We start from the raw sequence: 14,889 nt of genomic DNA on the forward strand, positions 1-14,889 counted from the left end.
CTTGAGGCATGGCGTGAACACCACAACACATGGCAACCCAAAAAGATAAAAAAATAAGCACTTGACCCACAATCTCTCCCTCAACAACAAAAAAAATATTTCTTAACACCTTTTTATAACAAAATTTACTATTTTTATAGAAAAAAATGATTTCTTTGTCTAAAAATTATCTATCAAAACAACACGCAGGGGATCACTTGATGCCCTTCACCACAGGCCTTTTTCTTACAATAAAGGGCACCGTGTGCCATCAAAAACAGTTCTTATAATGGTTAACTCATGCTATGAATCAATGAATTAGCACAAACACTGGATGAGTGATAATGAAAAAACTTTCCCTGCACATCAACGCGCTTTTGTTTTTGACGATACTACCCCTGATGCCTTGGGGGCTGGTAGCCCACGGCGATGACATCTTTGATGGGCAAGGGCAGATCACAAAACTGGTCCACCGCTATGATGACGACGCGTTGAATGACCGTGAGAAACGCAACGGTTTTCGACGCAAGGCTTATCAGGAGACAGGCCGCCTTTGGCTTGTGCCCATCACCCCCTGGCCATCATGACGGGCTTTTGACGTGTTTTTCTGATGACCAGACAATGCGCTTTTATCAAGATGGCACCCCTTGGGAGGCAGACTACCTAACAAAACGCATGGCAAACTGGGTCAATCGCTGGGATCGAAGCCCTTTCAGCTGGTGGACACTGTTGTTGAAGAAAAAAGAGCAAGATGGGTCAGAGTTAGGTAATGCCCAGCCATCAGAAAGCGTGCCCATACAACAAGATATGTGTATTATTGGCGCTATCGGCAGCTTTTTTACACGTGGAAACCCTGAAGCAAAAAACCCAGCCCTTAAGGAACCCTTTGTGGAATTGGCCTATCTCCTTCATCATGATTATCATCAGCAAAAGTATATGAGCGAGGCCCTCAATGTGATTTTGCGCCATATCGCACATGAAGCTTCACAAATGGACCCCGCATGTGCCCTGATGGGCGCCCCGGTTCGCCCAGATAATAAGGCGTCTATCCGGCTCTTGAAGAAAGTTGGTTTTCATGAGGAAGCCGAGCCATGTGCTTCAGATGACGTCGCGGAAGAGGGGCAAAATGAGCCGCCTGAGGCCGCACTTCGGGTGCATTTTCGCAAAACATGTGAACCCAAAGCCTGGTAAGGGCCCCACCTTCTTTGTTTGTGCCCACGCAGTTGCATGTGCCCTGCCCTCCACCTTATGGCTCCCCTTACAGGTTGGGAGGCCGTCTTCATAGGCACGTTGTATGCGTGGTGACACAATGGGCCCTGTGCCGACAAACTATCGAGATCCAGAATATTAAGAAAAGACTTTCTCTCCTTTTATTGCCAATATTCACCTAATATACATCTTCACAGGGTCGAGACATGGCGCTTGAGGATAACAAAATCCGGCAGAGGGGGGCTGCGCGTTTTTTCTTAAGTGCTACTGGTTTTTGACAGCACATGTGGCTGCCCCATGATAGAGGTGCCTTTACTTTGTGCACAGAAAGTCGTTGCACGTGCACGCGTAGTATGTCTGTATGTGTGTACCTGGTGCGTATAGACGCATGTTGACCTCATCATGAAAATAAGTCATTTTTTGACAATTTTTGTCACGATTTAGATTGTTATTTTATTTGCTTATTATACACTTAGGACGATTCTCTTTTGTTTTGTCCTTTTTTGTGAGAAAAGAGAAACACTTTTAATGTAATTTCGGGACGATAGCTTGTGAAACACGTTCAACGCAATACCGTATATGGTTTTTTAGGTCTTTTGATGTCTTCTGCCTCCCTGTGGGGTGCTGATGCCACACCCTCTTCAGGTGTTTATGTAGGTGGTGGCGCAGGGTTTGCCATGGGCAGCGGTAAGCACGTGGTCGAAACAAAAAGCACGTCACCTTTGGGAACACAACATACCCAGCCTTTTGACAAAAAAATGGGTAAAGGCGCTTTAGGCACATTATTTGTGGGCTATCAGGGCATGATTGCTGAGACAGATCTTTTTTGGGCGGCCGAGCTTTACGGTATGTTTGCCCCTATTTCAGGAAAAGCGACCTACAGCGAAAACAACACAGAGGTATCCTCTGAAGCCAAAAAGTCGTTTGCCGGTGGGCTGGCCCTTCGTGGTGGCCACAAGTTTGATGAATGGTATCCTTACATCAAGCTGGCTTTGGACATGAACCGCATCGCCTACAATTATAAAGACGTTGACAACAATGCACGCACCACCTATACGAAAAAGCAATCTGGTTGGCTCCCAATGGCTTCTGTAGGTGTGGGCACAGAATGGGATGTGGGCGTTGTGAGATTGCGCGCTGAGTATGCTTATGCCATGGCCGTTGGCAAAGCCTCTAAAAAAATAGGAGACAACGTCACGCTGTCCATGAAATCATACAAAGAGCATCGCCTGGTGGCAGGTGTGGCCTACGCTTTCTAATAAACCACAACTCAACGCTTACTATTTTGGATTACTTTTATGAAAAAATTATCACTTTCTCTTTGTTTGCTTCTTTCCGTCGGAACCTCTTCCCTATGGGGTGTTGGGTATCAGGGCCCAAGCTTTTTTCAGTATCGACATGCAGAGGAGCTGCAAAATCGCCCGCTTGCTGCCATGGATATCCAGCATGAACTGGATACGGCATGTGCCAGGTTTGATGCCAATACACCACCCCACGCTTATGACAATATACCCAGCACAGACATCAACCACCTGAACACCTTTCAGGCTGCTTCTCATTTGGCAAGCCTTTTTGAAGCCCACGTTCTAAGGGATGATGATCTGCGCACACTCGCAAGAACAGAGAAAGATCTGGTTGAGAGTTTTCTCAGCCCCCACATTTTTGAGGATGGTGGCTTTTCTCAGCAAGACTTCTTTTCTATGCTTTTAGACACCAGTACTGTTATTCGCATGACATTCTTGCAAAAACTTTCAATGGCTATGCACAATGGACATCGTAGACTTTTTTGGAGTCAATATTACAGTAATGAAGAAAAAAGATGCCGTGATGCCTTGCGCCATTTAAGTGGAATATTTGATGATTGGGGTCCAGCCCTTCAAAACATGCGTGAGGTTTTTTTAGACGGCGCCACGATCCCTCACACCATGCGTATGGAGCTTGTTCAAGCAGGTGTTCTCAATGTTCCAGCACAGCTTCCTCAACCTTATGGCAGGTTTCCTAACAGCATTCTTGACGCTCTTCAGGTCTATGCAGACATGGCAGCACTTGCACCTCAAGGTCATGCGTGGTCTCAAGACGTGCAAGCATGGTTAGCTCAGGTAGATGCGTTAAGGCAACGTGTTAATCAAAACAACTTAAACGATTTTGACCCTGCTCATTTAGCCAACCTGGAAGAGCACCTTCCCACCCTACTCAATAGTGTGGTGCTTGATCAACGCCTTCTCCATGGGGAAGATGATCAGACCCAAGCACAGTACAGAACTATTTATCAATTGCTTCAGTATCAGGCCAACATGCCGTCTTATGAGGAGGCCAAAGCAGAGCTGCGCGCCGTAGCAGAAGATATGGACACAAACCAGAACCCCATACATACTTTGCAGCACCATCCTTTTGGCCAAACGTGGACAGAGCTTGTCGATAATCGCATCGCTTTTACTGAAAACAATGAGACTGAGGATCGACAGAACCTGGCGCTTGAAAAATTGTTGCCCATCGCTGTGTACTGCGCCAAGAACCTTCACCAAGGTGATAATGGTATGGAGAACCTGATTCATTTGCTCGACCCAGCCAACCCCTCACCCTCTGCTGTGATTAATCCTGTGTATGCATTTATTGCAGAACATGTAAGAGGCCATAGGGAAAACAATCCATAATCGCAAAACAGCTATGGTTGTGCGTTGAGGAAACGCAAAGCACATCCTTTAAGGGGCAGGTTATCCTGCCCTTTTTTTATGGGCTATGTTCTCTTTCTTGACCCCTTAAGGCATACTTTGAATCTGCTTTTGAACCCTCATAATCTGTGTGCTCAAACACGACCCTTTGGAAACGATCCCCTGCCTTTTCCGTTTTTTCTCCCACGCTTTTTCGCGGCAGGCCGCTTTATGTGAGGTGCGGGTTGAGAGATAGGCTGAGAAACCGTTTGTGGCAACGCTGGGGATGTTTTTGGATCAAGCGTGCGCCCAAGGCCCAGGCACAACCCATAGGTCATGACCCCTGTGATCAGGGCGCCCAAGGGCCAGCCCAAAAACCACAGCTCCCCCCCAGCGCTTAACACAAGCAAGGCCACCAGCCACCCCAGGAAGGGGGCTGAACGAGAAGCATAAGGCCAAAGCCGGGCCAATGACAACCACACAATCCCCACGATCATAACCACCATGAAGGCCCCGCCTTCCAACCACAATTGCAACAGGCGATGGTGTGGGTGATCAAAAGGCATCAGCACACATGTACGGCTGAGCAAAGGGCCCTTCAACCAGCCATATCCCCACCACACCTGCGGATCGATGGCCACAAGCAATTCTTGCCCATGAAGCAGCCGCGCTTTCAGGGCCTTCAAAGCTTTGCCTGCATAGACAAAGGACAATACATGGTGGCCCAACCGAATCCATAATGGCAAAAGACCCAGCCCCAACCCCCACAACACACCCACCGCCACCATCATGAAGCGGGGCCACCAAAGCGCCAGAGCCCACACCGCCATGCCGGCCCCAAGGGCGATCAGCCCCAACGCAAACGGGGTGTAAGCACACACAGCAAGAAGAAAGCAGGCCACACACACGCCCCCCATGGCCTGAATCCTTGAGGCACAAACCACAAACACGCCCAAAATCATCCATGAAAGCAGCACATGCTTTGTGTGCAGGTGCCAAAAAAAAGCCTTCGACCCTGAGACACCAGGTGGGCATAAAAACAGCGTGTTTGTTCCCAGCCCATACCCTAGCACCATGAAGGCCGAGGCCAACACCACCATGTCTAACACAAGGCTTTGCGCCCGCGCCAACCATGAAGCCGCTAACCACGCGCCGCCAAGGGTCACCACAAACAATGCAAAACTGAGCCAATAGCCATCCAGGCTCACCCCATAAAAACTGAGCCCGAGACCAACAAAAAAACTCCACACCCACACACGTTGAAGACGGGTAAGCGGCGCTAACCAAAGCATGCCTAAGGTGACGACAAAAAGGAGGCTTTCACTCAAAGCCATAACGTTGTGCCATCCTTGCCAGGTAAAGAACTTCTTGCACGCAACATGTGGTTGGGCCCCGGTTTGCCCCCTAACCCGTGAGCCGTATGCATCGCCATATCATTTTTAGGGGTGCTTTTCTGATTCTCTTTGATGTACACCAAAGACACAAAAGAATAAAGTGTTGCTTAAGGAAGTCTATTCATCGTCCCATGTTTCAAGATCTTAAAAAACGTCTTTCAGATATTTTAGGTGGTCTCAGCCAGCGGGGTGTGCTGCGTGAAGCTGATATTGACAAGGCTTTGCGAGAAATACGCATTGCCCTGCTTGAAGCCGATGTATCTTTGCCCATCATTCAGCAGCTGTTGAGCAATATCCGCCCCGAAGCGTTGGGGCAAGAGGTGGCCAAAAGCCTCACACCCGGTCAGGTGATGATCAAAATTGTGCACGACCATTTGGTGAAACTTCTCTCTCATCAAGACGGCGCTTCACTCAATATGGCAGCCCTCCCACCGGTGGTGGTGTTGATGGTGGGGCTGCAAGGCAGCGGGAAAACCACCACAAGCGCTAAACTGGCCCAGTGGCTGACGGCCAAAGAAGGGAAAAAAGTGCTGCTCACCTCTGTGGATGTGTATCGCCCCGCCGCGCGCGAACAGCTGATCCAGCTGGGCCAACGTCACCACCTGGAAGTCGCAGCGTTTATGGACGACACAGCGCCGCGCACCATTGCACACAAGGCACAGCAAAAGGCCCAGTCAGAAGGCTATGATGTGCTGATTGTCGACACAGCCGGGCGGCTGCAGATTGATGAACCTTTGATGAACGAGTTGGTCGAGCTAAAAAACCTGCTCTCGCCCCAAGAAATCCTTTTTGTGGCGGATGCCATGATGGGGCAAGAATCGGCCCGGATCGCGGAAACCTTTCATAACCAACTGGCCATTACCGGCAGCATCCTCTCCCGCACGGATGGGGACGCTCGTGGTGGCGCCGCCCTTTCTATTGGCGCCATGACGGGTCAGCCCCTCAAATTTATTGGCATCGGCGAACACATCGGCGATCTGGAGGTTTTTGACCCCAAGCGTCAGGTGGGGCGCATTTTAGGTCAAGGCGATATTGTAAGCTTTGTAGAAGAAGTGCAAAGCCATACCACCCAAGAAGACATGGAAGATGTGGCGCGCAAAATGCAAACCGGCACTTTTTCTCTTCAAGACTTGGAAAAACAATTGTCGCAAATGCAGCGCGTGGGAAGCTTTGAAAAGCTGATGGGGTTTTTGCCTGGCATGGATCGCTTGAAACAAGCCATGCCCTCATCCGTCGATGATGAAACCGCCAAAAAAGAGTTGGCCCACCAGCTGGCTGTCATTCGCGCCATGACGCCCCATGAAAAGAGGTATCCTAAGGTTTTGAACGCCTCACGCAAACGCCGCATTGCGCAAGGCAGTGGCCGCCAGGTGCCAGACGTCAATCGCCTGCTCAAACAGTTTGAACAGATGGAAAAAATGATGAAGCGCTTTAAAAAGCTGGGCAAGAAAGGCATGATGCGCCAAGGTCTTCAGGGCCTTTTGCCACCCGGCATGAAACCATGACCTTTCAGGCAACGACACGAGCAACCTCTCTATTATGAGATCCTCCCATGCACACCAAAGCGAGTCACCGCTCACCCCCCCCAAGGGTTATGCTTCTACCCGGACCCTCTTATTGCCATCAAGAGCGTATCACCATATGGCAGGGTGTGACGAAGTGGGACGCGGCCCCCTGGCTGGACCGGTGGTGGCAGCAGCTGTGGTGTTGACCCGCGCTTTTTATGATACGCCCCTGATCCATAGGCTGGTTGACTCCAAAAAGCTCTCTGAAAGAAAAAGAACAGCGGTGGCCCACGCTCTTCACCAAGCTTCTCACACAACCCCACCCCTTTTACATTATGCCATGCATCACATCTCTGCCCCACACATTGATCGCATCAATATTTTAAACGCCAGTTTGTTGGCCATGGAACGTGCAGTGAAAGCTCTGCACCCTGCCCCCCCTCTTATCTTTGTGGATGGCAAGCACACCTTGCCTCACACGCCATCCCTGGCCCTTACCCGCGGCGATGCTTGTCATGTGGCGATTGCGGCTGCCAGTATCATCGCAAAAGTGGCGCGCGATGCATGGATGGCACACCTTGATGCATGCTATCCTGGCTATGGTTTTGCCAAACACAAAGGCTATGGCACACAGGCGCATCTTGAAGCGCTTAAGCATTTAGGTGCTTGCCCTGAACACAGACGCAGCTTTGCCCCCGTCTCGTTATATACACAACAGGCTTAACCCACAACACACCAAGGCACTGACCTTGGGGTATAAAGCTCCACCTCAACCTCACACAGAAGGGTTATGACACGTTTTGCGGGCAAAAGATGATTTTTTCTGTATCAAACCCAAGACGCCTGGCTTCGGCTGTGAAGGTGTCTATCATCGACTGAGGCACAGACGGGGTGCGCGACAAAAACCACAGGTATGACTTGTCATAACTGGTGACAAAGGCATAGCGATACTCTTTATCAAGCCAGAATACAATATACGCACCATAGAACGGCCCAAAGAACGATACCTTCAGATAACCCACATCAGGACGCGAAACGAAATAGGCCTTCCCCCGCGCCACACGCCAACGATTTTCTTTGGTGGAAAAACCATGGTTCTCCACACGAATGCGTCCCCCCTCTTCAAGGGTGTAGCGTGCCCATACACGGCTGAGCCCTCGCTCAAAACGATTATCGGTGCGGGCTATCTCATACCAAACGCCCATATAACGTTGCGCATCAAAAGGCTCAACAGGGGTGACCCCTTCCGGAATATTGGTGCAAGACTTTAACAAAAGCCCACACAGCAACAAAACCCAGCGTGACATAACCATCGCCTCCACTCATCATGCTTATGATGTCATGATTGTATGGATAAAAGGCAACGTTTGGCAAAAAAAGTTAACTGCGTGACTCCCCCCCTTTTGTACACAAGGCCTAGCGCTATGACACAGCCTTATGGCGTAAACCGGCCCACGTGATCTTTGTCCTTAAAAATGAACCGACACGGATCGCAGCCACGGCACAGCCGCTTTAATCACATAGCTAAAGGTTACACGTCCTTGAGGGGCCAGGCGACGTTGAGGCACGGTGTAAACAAGGGACTGGCGCACCACCCATGTCCGCTGATCGTCGGCCCGTAGGGCATATTCATGATCTTTATCAGGGCCAAAAAGATCAATCTTTAAGGGAGATAGCTCTTGGGCATGATTCGCCAAATTATGGATGCAACCTTCCACATACCATAGCCCTGTTTTAGCGTGTTGGTGCACGCGAATATCTTCCACACGTAAGGTCTTTAAACTGGCAGCAGGCACAGATTGTCCACGCCCCCACAGCCAAGCAACATCCACCCCTTTCAAGGGTAAGAAGCGCTCCTGCAACGTCACCAACAACACAGACGTCATCAGCGCTGTGGCCACCGTGATGGTCAAGCGACGCACAGATCGTTTCGGTGGTGCGGCAGAAGGCACGCGCCTGAGCTTTCTGGCAAACCCCTTAGCCGGTGCTTCAGCGCCCGCTGGCCCATCCACAGCCTGCACAAGATTGAGAATGGGCGTATCAAAAAGTTGAGACTTTTCTACCACCCAAATAGACGCGCAAGAGGCACACTTAACAGGACGCGCCTGGCCCACATCCGCAGCCTCCACATAATAGCGCTTTTTACATTTCGGACACGCGAGAATCACACACTCGCTCCCTCGCAAGATTCAATGACGTTGATAAACAAAGAATCCTAACAAAACGTCAACAAAGCATCTAACCACACACCTTAAGCACCGGACGGCGGCCATGTGGTGCATCGATCAAAAGTGTTATGCGCTGTCTCTTGCCAGACATCGGGCGTACAGCTTTGATCACGCAACGATTCCCAAAATGCCAATGCAGAAGCGCGCTGATGCGCTTCAAAAATGTAACCACACTTTGCATAATCTTGGGGACGTGCAAGCTTAGCCTCCGCCACCACCAGCAAGCCATAGTGCGCTGGCACCTCATCAGCGCGGGTGGTTAACCAAAGGGGGTGCTCCTCAAAAAAAGCATCGCCCTCACACCCATGGGGAAAAAACGACCCCGATTGCTTGCTCCACAACATTTTGTCGAAAGATTGAAGCATCTCTTGGTGGGCAAAAAGAATGCCTAGCCGTTCCTTTTTACGCAAGGATTGCAATGCCAAAGCAAACAAAAAGTCTGCCCAAGGTCTGTGCAAAAGCGCGTACAATGAAATCATGGTCTTTCCCCCGCATGCGGCTCTTACACAGCATCATGCCTTGAAATCATTTCCTTGGCCAGAGGGCACACAGTCAAAATCTAAAAACTATATTTTTTTCAAAAAATATATACTAAGTATATTTTTTTAAACCAATGTGTTGATTTTTATATTTTTTAGATTAAAAATTGAGAAAAATTTTTAGGGCCTCAGGTTGTTTTTTACCTGATATATTTTGTCAACAATGGCGATTTTTTTATGTAATGAAAAACAGGGGGTTGTTTCCTTTTTATGGACTATGAAGACTAGATTAGGCTCTATTAGGGAACATTCTATTTAGACATTGTGGAGGTTTTATGTCTTACAATTATAAGAATGCGTTAAAGCGGACACACTTACCTCCTGGCAAAAAACTTTTGACCCATGAGCTAGATTTAAGTGCCTTGAAGAAACGTGGGGTCAGCAACTTAAAAATTTTGCGGCGCTCACGTGGGCTCACGCTCGAGGGTTTGTCAGCGATTACGGGCATTTCACCTTCCTATCTCTCGAGGCTTGAATGTGGCGCCAGACGCCTCAATACAGATTTGATGGAAAAATTATCTTCTGTGTTGAATTGTACCCCATCGGATCTGCTAAAAAAAACATTTACCAATGTTAACGAACGTGAGGCTCATGAAAGTCTGACTTCCTTTCAAGCTCATGGGAGCTCTCTTAAGTCACGGGGCAAAGACCTGCCTGTTTACGCCATCTCCACCGGTATCAGCACGCTTGATAACAACGGCGTCAAAGAATCAGCTGACTTGTCTTCACCTGTGGAATGGCACGTGTGCCCTCTCCCCTTGGTGGGCACGAACAACGCCTTTGGTCTTTTGCTTTCTGATGGAGGCTATACGCCCAAATATAACGCGGGCGATGTGATCTATGTCCACCCGTCAAAACCTTTCGTGCCTGGCTGTACCCTTTTTGTTGCCCTTGAGGACGGATCGGTTTTTCTAAGAACGTTTTGCGATTGGCATAAAGAGTCAATTATTGTCCGCCCCTTGCACAGCACAAATGTCTCAGAGAATCAAAAAATTCTTAAAGAGAACATTAAGTCGGTCTATAAAGTTGTGGGAAGCTGGAGCGCCTAGCGCGTCTTTGCGGCGGGTGCTTGCTTTTTGGGCGCTTTTTGATTACACGTAAGACACGAGCCCTGAAGGGGTTCTTGTCTATGCCAAGTCATGAAGGAGGGCCTCGATGTCATCAAGCCACACACCAGACAAAGAAAAAGCGCTCCAAGCCGCACTGAGCCAAATTCAAAAAGCCTTTGGCAAAGAATCCATTATGCGCTATGGCGACGGTGCGTTGTCCACGGATGTGCAGGCTGTTTCTACAGGATCCTTAGGTCTTGATGTGGCGCTGGGAATTGGTGGCCTTCCCCAAGGGCGCATTGTGGAAATTTTTGGCCCTGAAAGCTCGGGGAAAACCACCCTCACCCTTCATGTGGTGTCTGAGGTACAAAAACGCGGGGGCGTGGCGGCATTTGTAGACGCTGAACATGCCTTAGATCCTGTGTATGCCAAACGGGTGGGCGTCAACCTCGATGATTTGCTCATTTCACAGCCAGACACAGGAGAACAGGCCCTGGAAATTGCCGACACCCTTGTGCGGTCAGGCACCATCAATGTGTTAGTGATTGACAGTGTGGCGGCCCTGGTGCCCAAGGCCGAAATTGAAGGTGACATGGGTGACTCACACATGGGGCTGCAAGCACGTCTTATGAGCCAGGCCTTGCGCAAACTCACAGGGTCTATTGCGCGGTCAGGCTGCTTGGTGATTTTCATTAACCAGATTCGTCAAAAAATTGGCGTGATGTTTGGCAACCCGGAAACCACCACGGGCGGTAATGCCCTTAAGTTTTATGCCTCTGTGCGCTTGGATATTCGCCGCGTGGGCTCAATTAAGGATAAAGATCAAGTCGTTGGTAACCAGACGCGCATTAAGGTTGTGAAAAACAAAATGGCCCCGCCGTTCAAGGTGGTGGATTTTGACATCATGTATGGCGAAGGCATCTCAAAAACAGGCGAGATTTTGGACATGGGCGTGGCAACGGGGTTGATTGACAAGTCAGGGGCCTGGTATGCCATGGGCACACAAAAGCTGGGCCAGGGACGAGAGGCCGCACGGGCTTTTCTTAAAGAAAACCCCGCCCTCATGGATAAGCTGGAAGCCCAGATCCGGCAAAACCTCAGCCCTCAGCCCCAAGAAACCACTGCGCAAGAAAAACCCTCTGCCGACAAGGGTGCTGAGCCTCCTGCGCCAGGCCTCAAGGCCCCTGCGGCCTAGATCAAGAAAAGAGCGCATCTTTGCGCTTTCTTGGGCCTACGACTTTCCCTGTGGGTATGACCGTGGCACTTGCCTATCCAACAAGCCGTCTCCACGCATTTTTGGCTACCTCCTACAAATCAAAAAAGATAAAAAACTTTTGATAGTATTTTTTTTTGCCAAAAATTTGTATCATGATGCACGTATTCAAGAACGGAGTTGTGTTCTATGCGTTTTTTATCTCTCTTTTCTGCCCTTTTACTTACACACAGCGCTTTGCACGCGGGCCTTCGGGTAACCACACAAGGTGGGGGTGAGGCCGACATCACACTTCACAACGCAAGTGGTGATGGCCCCTGTATTGTCTATGCTACACGCCCCAATACAGAGACAGGAGAACGTGAAAAACTGATTTTTAATGTGAACAGCATTGTCCTCAACAATGGCGTACTGGAAATCAAGATTCAGGGGGAAGATCAACCTTATACCATCTGTGCACCAGGGTACTTAAGCTTCATTTTTTATCATGCAGACGGCGTTGATTACCTCAATAGCGGTAAGTTTGCTACCTACAATGACCCAAGAGCGAATGATACATACATGGCACATATCCCACTTGCGGCTAAACCCTGTGGTAGAGGTAAATCTACGTTTTGGACCCTCAATGGCGCCACTTTTTATGAAAGAAAGCAAGATGTACCTGAGGCCAATTCTTGGGTAGCCCAATACTTTTTCCCCCAAACATGGGTTCCCCCTGTGATTAATGAACACAACATAAGCCACAAGCTTCATCTTGGCACCAACAATACATGGCATCGATTTGTGAAGGTTGGCCATCCGCGTGAACTTAATTTTTCTGCTGGCCACGGTGATTTGCGGAATGCAATCTCCTTCTGGGGAAGGAATCTCAACCGCGCAAGAAAAAATCAACCAACATTAGGTCCCGTACAAGCGTATATTAAGAGCACATGGGTTAACCACCATGCTGACTTGCGGCCGCTCTTTGAGGGAGAAGACGCTCCTTAACCCGTGCCTCAACCACCCGTGGCCCCTCAGCAACAAGAGGATAGCCGAGCTAGAAGAGCAGCTTGCACAGCAAAGAGCAGAAACGGAAGCCCAAATGGCATAAGCGAGACAACAGCAAGCAGAAGCTATGCAGGCTCAGATGACACAGATGATGGCCTCTTTTCAAGCCCTGCATCCTGGAGCCGCTGCCCAACCACAATCTTCAGCAACCGCCCCTGCGTCAACGCTTGCCACATTAGCGAATGAGCAGAATGGTCAACCCCAAGGAGCAGGAGGTTTTGCAGAGGCATCCCTCAGATCGCCTGTTTTATCAAGACAAGACTCTCATTCAAGTATTGAGAGCCTTGATAGTGAGGATGACTTCGATATTATTCAACCAGAAGAAATCCCTTCGGCAGTCTGAGTAACACGCAAGGCATCAGACCCTTTGCGTAAGCTTTCTGTTTACGCATGTTTTTATGGCTCGCCATCTTACAGGTGGCGGGCTTTTTTATGCTTTTGGCCCCTAAAAGAAACGGGCATGCACAGCACACCCACGCCAGGGATTCACTCATAAAAAAAGACATGCCGTCAACGCCTTACAACACAGCTCTACCTTATTAGAAAAAATTTAATGCAAAATTTAGACATATTCTCAGGATGAACTTTGATCTATGCGTTTTTTCTCTCTTCTTTCTGCCCTGTTGCTGACGCACAGCGCTTTGCACGCTGGCTTTCAGGTGACCACACAAGATGGCAGTGACGCCGACATTATGCTTCACAACGGGGATGGGTCGCCCCCTCGTATTGTGTATGCCACACGCCTCAACAAGGGGACAGGCACACTTGAAAAACTGCTTTTTGATGGTGAACAGCCTTTCTCTCGAAAATGGTGTGCTGACGGGCAAGATCAAGGGTGAAGACAAAATATACACCCTCTCTGCGCTCGGGCCCCTTGAAGCCCTTTGTTACGATCCCCAAGGGGTGACTTATGTGCCCACAGCCACGTTTTCATCTCCACATAACGCAACGGCTCACGGTCCCTGCATAGCCCATATCCCCCTTGCCACGAAACCCTATGGTGACAGTGAATCCCTATTCTGGACACTTGATGGTGCGGCTTTTCGTGAAACAGGCCCTGGTGGTTCGTGGGTGGCGCAATATTTTTTTCCTCACACATGGATTCCCCCTGTCATAGGCACAGATTCCACACGCCACCAATGTGATGCTCGCAGCTATCATCTACAGCAACGACTTGTGAATGTGATTCACCCCCCTGCGTTTGTTTTTTCTGCAGAGCCCAGTGACCCCTTGGACACGCTTGTTTTACGGAGTAAAAAAGTCAACCGCGTGAGCACCAACTCATCACAGACAGGACCTGAGTATGCGAATATCAAAAAGATATCATTGCCCTTGGGTGAACAGACCGCCTCTCTCTCAAGGTCAGACGAATCTTTCGATTGTTGACTTAATAACGAGCTCGATAGGCTGGGAGCATCCGACGTGCCGCCTTCTTGGACGCCTAAAAACACGTCCGCCCCAAAAGAGCCTTTTGCAGTGCCGTAACAAGACGTGCCCTCTCTAAAAGACTTGTCTTTTGCGAGGCTTTTTTTTACCCTAAAGCGTCAGAAGGCTGGAGGATTACGCGATGCGCTTTGATGTCGTGAGGAAAGTCCGGGCTTTATGGGAAAAAAGGTGCTGGATAACGTCCAGCCAGGGTGACCTGAGGGAAAGTGCCACAGAAAGCAAACCGCCCTTTCAAAGGGTAAGGGTGAAAGGGTGCGGTAAGAGCGCACCGCGCACCTCGCGAGAGGTGTGGCAGGGTAAACCCCACCTAAAGCAAGGCTATGTAGGCATCTTCGTCATGGGCGCTTGCGTTCATGACCAGTGCTTTTCCACACTGCGCAAGATGCGGGTCAGCTGCACAAGGCGTTTGGTAACAGACGTCTCAGATAAATGATCCTCGCTCTTTCATAAAGAGTACAGAACCCGGCTTATAGGCCTTCTGACAACCTACTTCTTAGCTAATCCAATCCCTTAAAAATACAACGGGCATACACCCCCAATAATCCTCAGCCCTACGCTTAAAAAAACCTTTTTTTTCAATAATAAAATGCGTATCAGAAGAAAAAGAAGGCTGAATCTTATAAGGTGCT

Annotated in this window: 16 protein-coding genes and 1 other RNA gene; 13 read left to right on the forward strand and 4 right to left on the reverse strand. The window is 49.4% G+C overall.

Annotated features, from left to right (window positions below; translation table 11 throughout):
* Positions 1 to 323 precede the first annotated feature (323 nt).
* The 4 genes from IG82_RS07155 to IG82_RS0102100 all read left to right on the forward strand — a co-directional run bounded on the left by IG82_RS07155 (position 324) and on the right by IG82_RS0102100 (position 3,842).
* Positions 324 to 566, forward strand: coding sequence for a hypothetical protein (locus IG82_RS07155; RefSeq protein ID WP_156095317.1), 243 nt, complete (start codon positions 324 to 326; stop codon positions 564 to 566).
* Positions 567 to 573: 7 nt separating this feature from the next.
* Complete coding sequence (locus tag IG82_RS0102090) at positions 574 to 1,170, forward strand: GNAT family N-acetyltransferase (RefSeq protein ID WP_172642857.1); 597 nt, start codon at positions 574 to 576, stop codon at positions 1,168 to 1,170.
* Positions 1,171 to 1,739: 569 nt separating this feature from the next.
* Positions 1,740 to 2,447 carry an outer membrane beta-barrel protein gene (locus IG82_RS0102095; protein ID WP_156095318.1) on the forward strand — a complete coding sequence of 236 codons (708 nt, stop codon included), beginning with the start codon at positions 1,740 to 1,742 and terminating at the stop codon, positions 2,445 to 2,447.
* 39 nt (positions 2,448 to 2,486) lie between these two features.
* Positions 2,487 to 3,842 carry a hypothetical protein gene (locus tag IG82_RS0102100; protein ID WP_031933997.1) on the forward strand — a complete coding sequence of 452 codons (1,356 nt, stop codon included), beginning with the start codon at positions 2,487 to 2,489 and terminating at the stop codon, positions 3,840 to 3,842.
* Positions 3,843 to 3,994: 152 nt separating this feature from the next.
* On the opposite strand, the gene IG82_RS0102105 is transcribed toward IG82_RS0102100, so the two are convergent.
* The gene (locus IG82_RS0102105) at positions 3,995 to 5,173 is read right to left on the reverse strand and encodes a hypothetical protein (protein WP_031933998.1); all 1,179 of its coding nucleotides are present in this window, start codon (positions 5,171 to 5,173) and stop codon (positions 3,995 to 3,997) included.
* Positions 5,174 to 5,364: 191 nt separating this feature from the next.
* Between IG82_RS0102105 and ffh the strand changes: the two genes are divergently transcribed.
* Positions 5,365 to 6,738, forward strand: coding sequence for a signal recognition particle protein (gene ffh / locus IG82_RS0102115; RefSeq protein WP_031933999.1), 1,374 nt, complete (start codon positions 5,365 to 5,367; stop codon positions 6,736 to 6,738).
* A gap of 136 nt (positions 6,739 to 6,874) precedes the next feature.
* Entirely contained in the window at positions 6,875 to 7,462 is a 588-nt protein-coding gene (gene rnhB, locus IG82_RS0102120) for a ribonuclease HII (protein ID WP_031934000.1), read from the forward strand.
* Between the two features lie 64 nt (positions 7,463 to 7,526).
* Here the strand turns inward: rnhB and IG82_RS0102125 are convergent, their stop codons facing one another.
* The 3 genes from IG82_RS0102125 to IG82_RS06595 form a co-directional block, all read right to left on the reverse strand.
* Positions 7,527 to 8,045 carry a lipocalin family protein gene (locus IG82_RS0102125; protein ID WP_031934001.1) on the reverse strand — a complete coding sequence of 173 codons (519 nt, stop codon included), beginning with the start codon at positions 8,043 to 8,045 and terminating at the stop codon, positions 7,527 to 7,529.
* 162 nt (positions 8,046 to 8,207) lie between these two features.
* Positions 8,208 to 8,906 (reverse strand): MJ0042-type zinc finger domain-containing protein, encoded by a 699-nt coding sequence (locus IG82_RS06880; protein ID WP_172642858.1) that lies wholly within the window; start codon positions 8,904 to 8,906, stop codon positions 8,208 to 8,210.
* An 83-nt stretch (positions 8,907 to 8,989) separates the two neighbouring features.
* Positions 8,990 to 9,445, reverse strand: a complete 456-nt coding sequence (locus IG82_RS06595; RefSeq protein WP_082192012.1) for a DNA polymerase III subunit chi — start codon at positions 9,443 to 9,445, stop codon at positions 8,990 to 8,992.
* Positions 9,446 to 9,780: 335 nt separating this feature from the next.
* Here IG82_RS06595 and IG82_RS06885 point away from each other — a divergent pair, with 335 nt between their 5' ends.
* The 7 genes from IG82_RS06885 to rnpB all read left to right on the forward strand — a co-directional run bounded on the left by IG82_RS06885 (position 9,781) and on the right by rnpB (position 14,746).
* Positions 9,781 to 10,554, forward strand: coding sequence for a helix-turn-helix domain-containing protein (locus IG82_RS06885; RefSeq protein ID WP_052545610.1), 774 nt, complete (start codon positions 9,781 to 9,783; stop codon positions 10,552 to 10,554).
* A 106-nt stretch (positions 10,555 to 10,660) separates the two neighbouring features.
* Complete coding sequence (recA, locus tag IG82_RS0102155; RefSeq protein ID WP_052545611.1) at positions 10,661 to 11,749, forward strand: recombinase RecA; 1,089 nt, start codon at positions 10,661 to 10,663, stop codon at positions 11,747 to 11,749.
* Between the two features lie 207 nt (positions 11,750 to 11,956).
* A complete protein-coding gene (locus IG82_RS0102160; protein ID WP_031934006.1) occupies positions 11,957 to 12,754 on the forward strand; it encodes a hypothetical protein in 798 nt (265 codons plus the stop codon).
* A gap of 139 nt (positions 12,755 to 12,893) precedes the next feature.
* The gene (locus IG82_RS07160; RefSeq protein ID WP_135957970.1) at positions 12,894 to 13,157 is read left to right on the forward strand and encodes a hypothetical protein; all 264 of its coding nucleotides are present in this window, start codon (positions 12,894 to 12,896) and stop codon (positions 13,155 to 13,157) included.
* A 250-nt stretch (positions 13,158 to 13,407) separates the two neighbouring features.
* On the forward strand, positions 13,408 to 13,653 hold the full coding sequence (locus IG82_RS0102175) for a hypothetical protein (protein ID WP_031934007.1): 246 nt from the start codon (positions 13,408 to 13,410) through the stop codon (positions 13,651 to 13,653).
* On the forward strand, positions 13,598 to 14,200 hold the full coding sequence (locus tag IG82_RS0102180; RefSeq protein ID WP_156095319.1) for a hypothetical protein: 603 nt from the start codon (positions 13,598 to 13,600) through the stop codon (positions 14,198 to 14,200). Before IG82_RS0102175 ends, IG82_RS0102180 begins: the two co-directional genes overlap by 56 nt.
* A gap of 158 nt (positions 14,201 to 14,358) precedes the next feature.
* An RNA gene (gene rnpB / locus IG82_RS06960) (RNase P RNA component class A) lies at positions 14,359 to 14,746 on the forward strand.
* The last annotated feature ends 143 nt before the right edge of the window (positions 14,747 to 14,889 follow it).

The organism is Candidatus Hepatobacter penaei, assembly GCF_000742475.1.
In the GTDB taxonomy this organism is placed as follows: Bacteria; Pseudomonadota; Alphaproteobacteria; order Holosporales; family Hepatobacteraceae; genus Hepatobacter; species Hepatobacter penaei.

What these genes read in the sequence shown, in the direction of transcription:
- IG82_RS0102105 (WP_031933998.1), bottom strand. Translation starts at nt 5,173, where the DNA reads ATGGCTTTGAGTGAAAGCCTCCTTTTTGTCGTCACCTTAGGCATGCTT.
- IG82_RS0102100 (WP_031933997.1), top strand. Translation starts at nt 2,487, where the DNA reads ATGAAAAAATTATCACTTTCTCTTTGTTTGCTTCTTTCCGTCGGAACC.
- IG82_RS06885 (WP_052545610.1), top strand. Translation starts at nt 9,781, where the DNA reads ATGTCTTACAATTATAAGAATGCGTTAAAGCGGACACACTTACCTCCT.
- recA (WP_052545611.1), top strand. Translation starts at nt 10,661, where the DNA reads ATGTCATCAAGCCACACACCAGACAAAGAAAAAGCGCTCCAAGCCGCA.
- IG82_RS0102125 (WP_031934001.1), bottom strand. Translation starts at nt 8,045, where the DNA reads ATGTCACGCTGGGTTTTGTTGCTGTGTGGGCTTTTGTTAAAGTCTTGC.
- rnhB (WP_031934000.1), top strand. Translation starts at nt 6,875, where the DNA reads ATGGCAGGGTGTGACGAAGTGGGACGCGGCCCCCTGGCTGGACCGGTG.
- ffh (WP_031933999.1), top strand. Translation starts at nt 5,365, where the DNA reads ATGTTTCAAGATCTTAAAAAACGTCTTTCAGATATTTTAGGTGGTCTC.
- IG82_RS06595 (WP_082192012.1), bottom strand. Translation starts at nt 9,445, where the DNA reads ATGATTTCATTGTACGCGCTTTTGCACAGACCTTGGGCAGACTTTTTG.
- IG82_RS0102180 (WP_156095319.1), top strand. Translation starts at nt 13,598, where the DNA reads ATGGTGAACAGCCTTTCTCTCGAAAATGGTGTGCTGACGGGCAAGATC.
- IG82_RS07155 (WP_156095317.1), top strand. Translation starts at nt 324, where the DNA reads ATGAAAAAACTTTCCCTGCACATCAACGCGCTTTTGTTTTTGACGATA.
- IG82_RS0102160 (WP_031934006.1), top strand. Translation starts at nt 11,957, where the DNA reads ATGCGTTTTTTATCTCTCTTTTCTGCCCTTTTACTTACACACAGCGCT.
- IG82_RS07160 (WP_135957970.1), top strand. Translation starts at nt 12,894, where the DNA reads ATGACACAGATGATGGCCTCTTTTCAAGCCCTGCATCCTGGAGCCGCT.
- IG82_RS0102175 (WP_031934007.1), top strand. Translation starts at nt 13,408, where the DNA reads ATGCGTTTTTTCTCTCTTCTTTCTGCCCTGTTGCTGACGCACAGCGCT.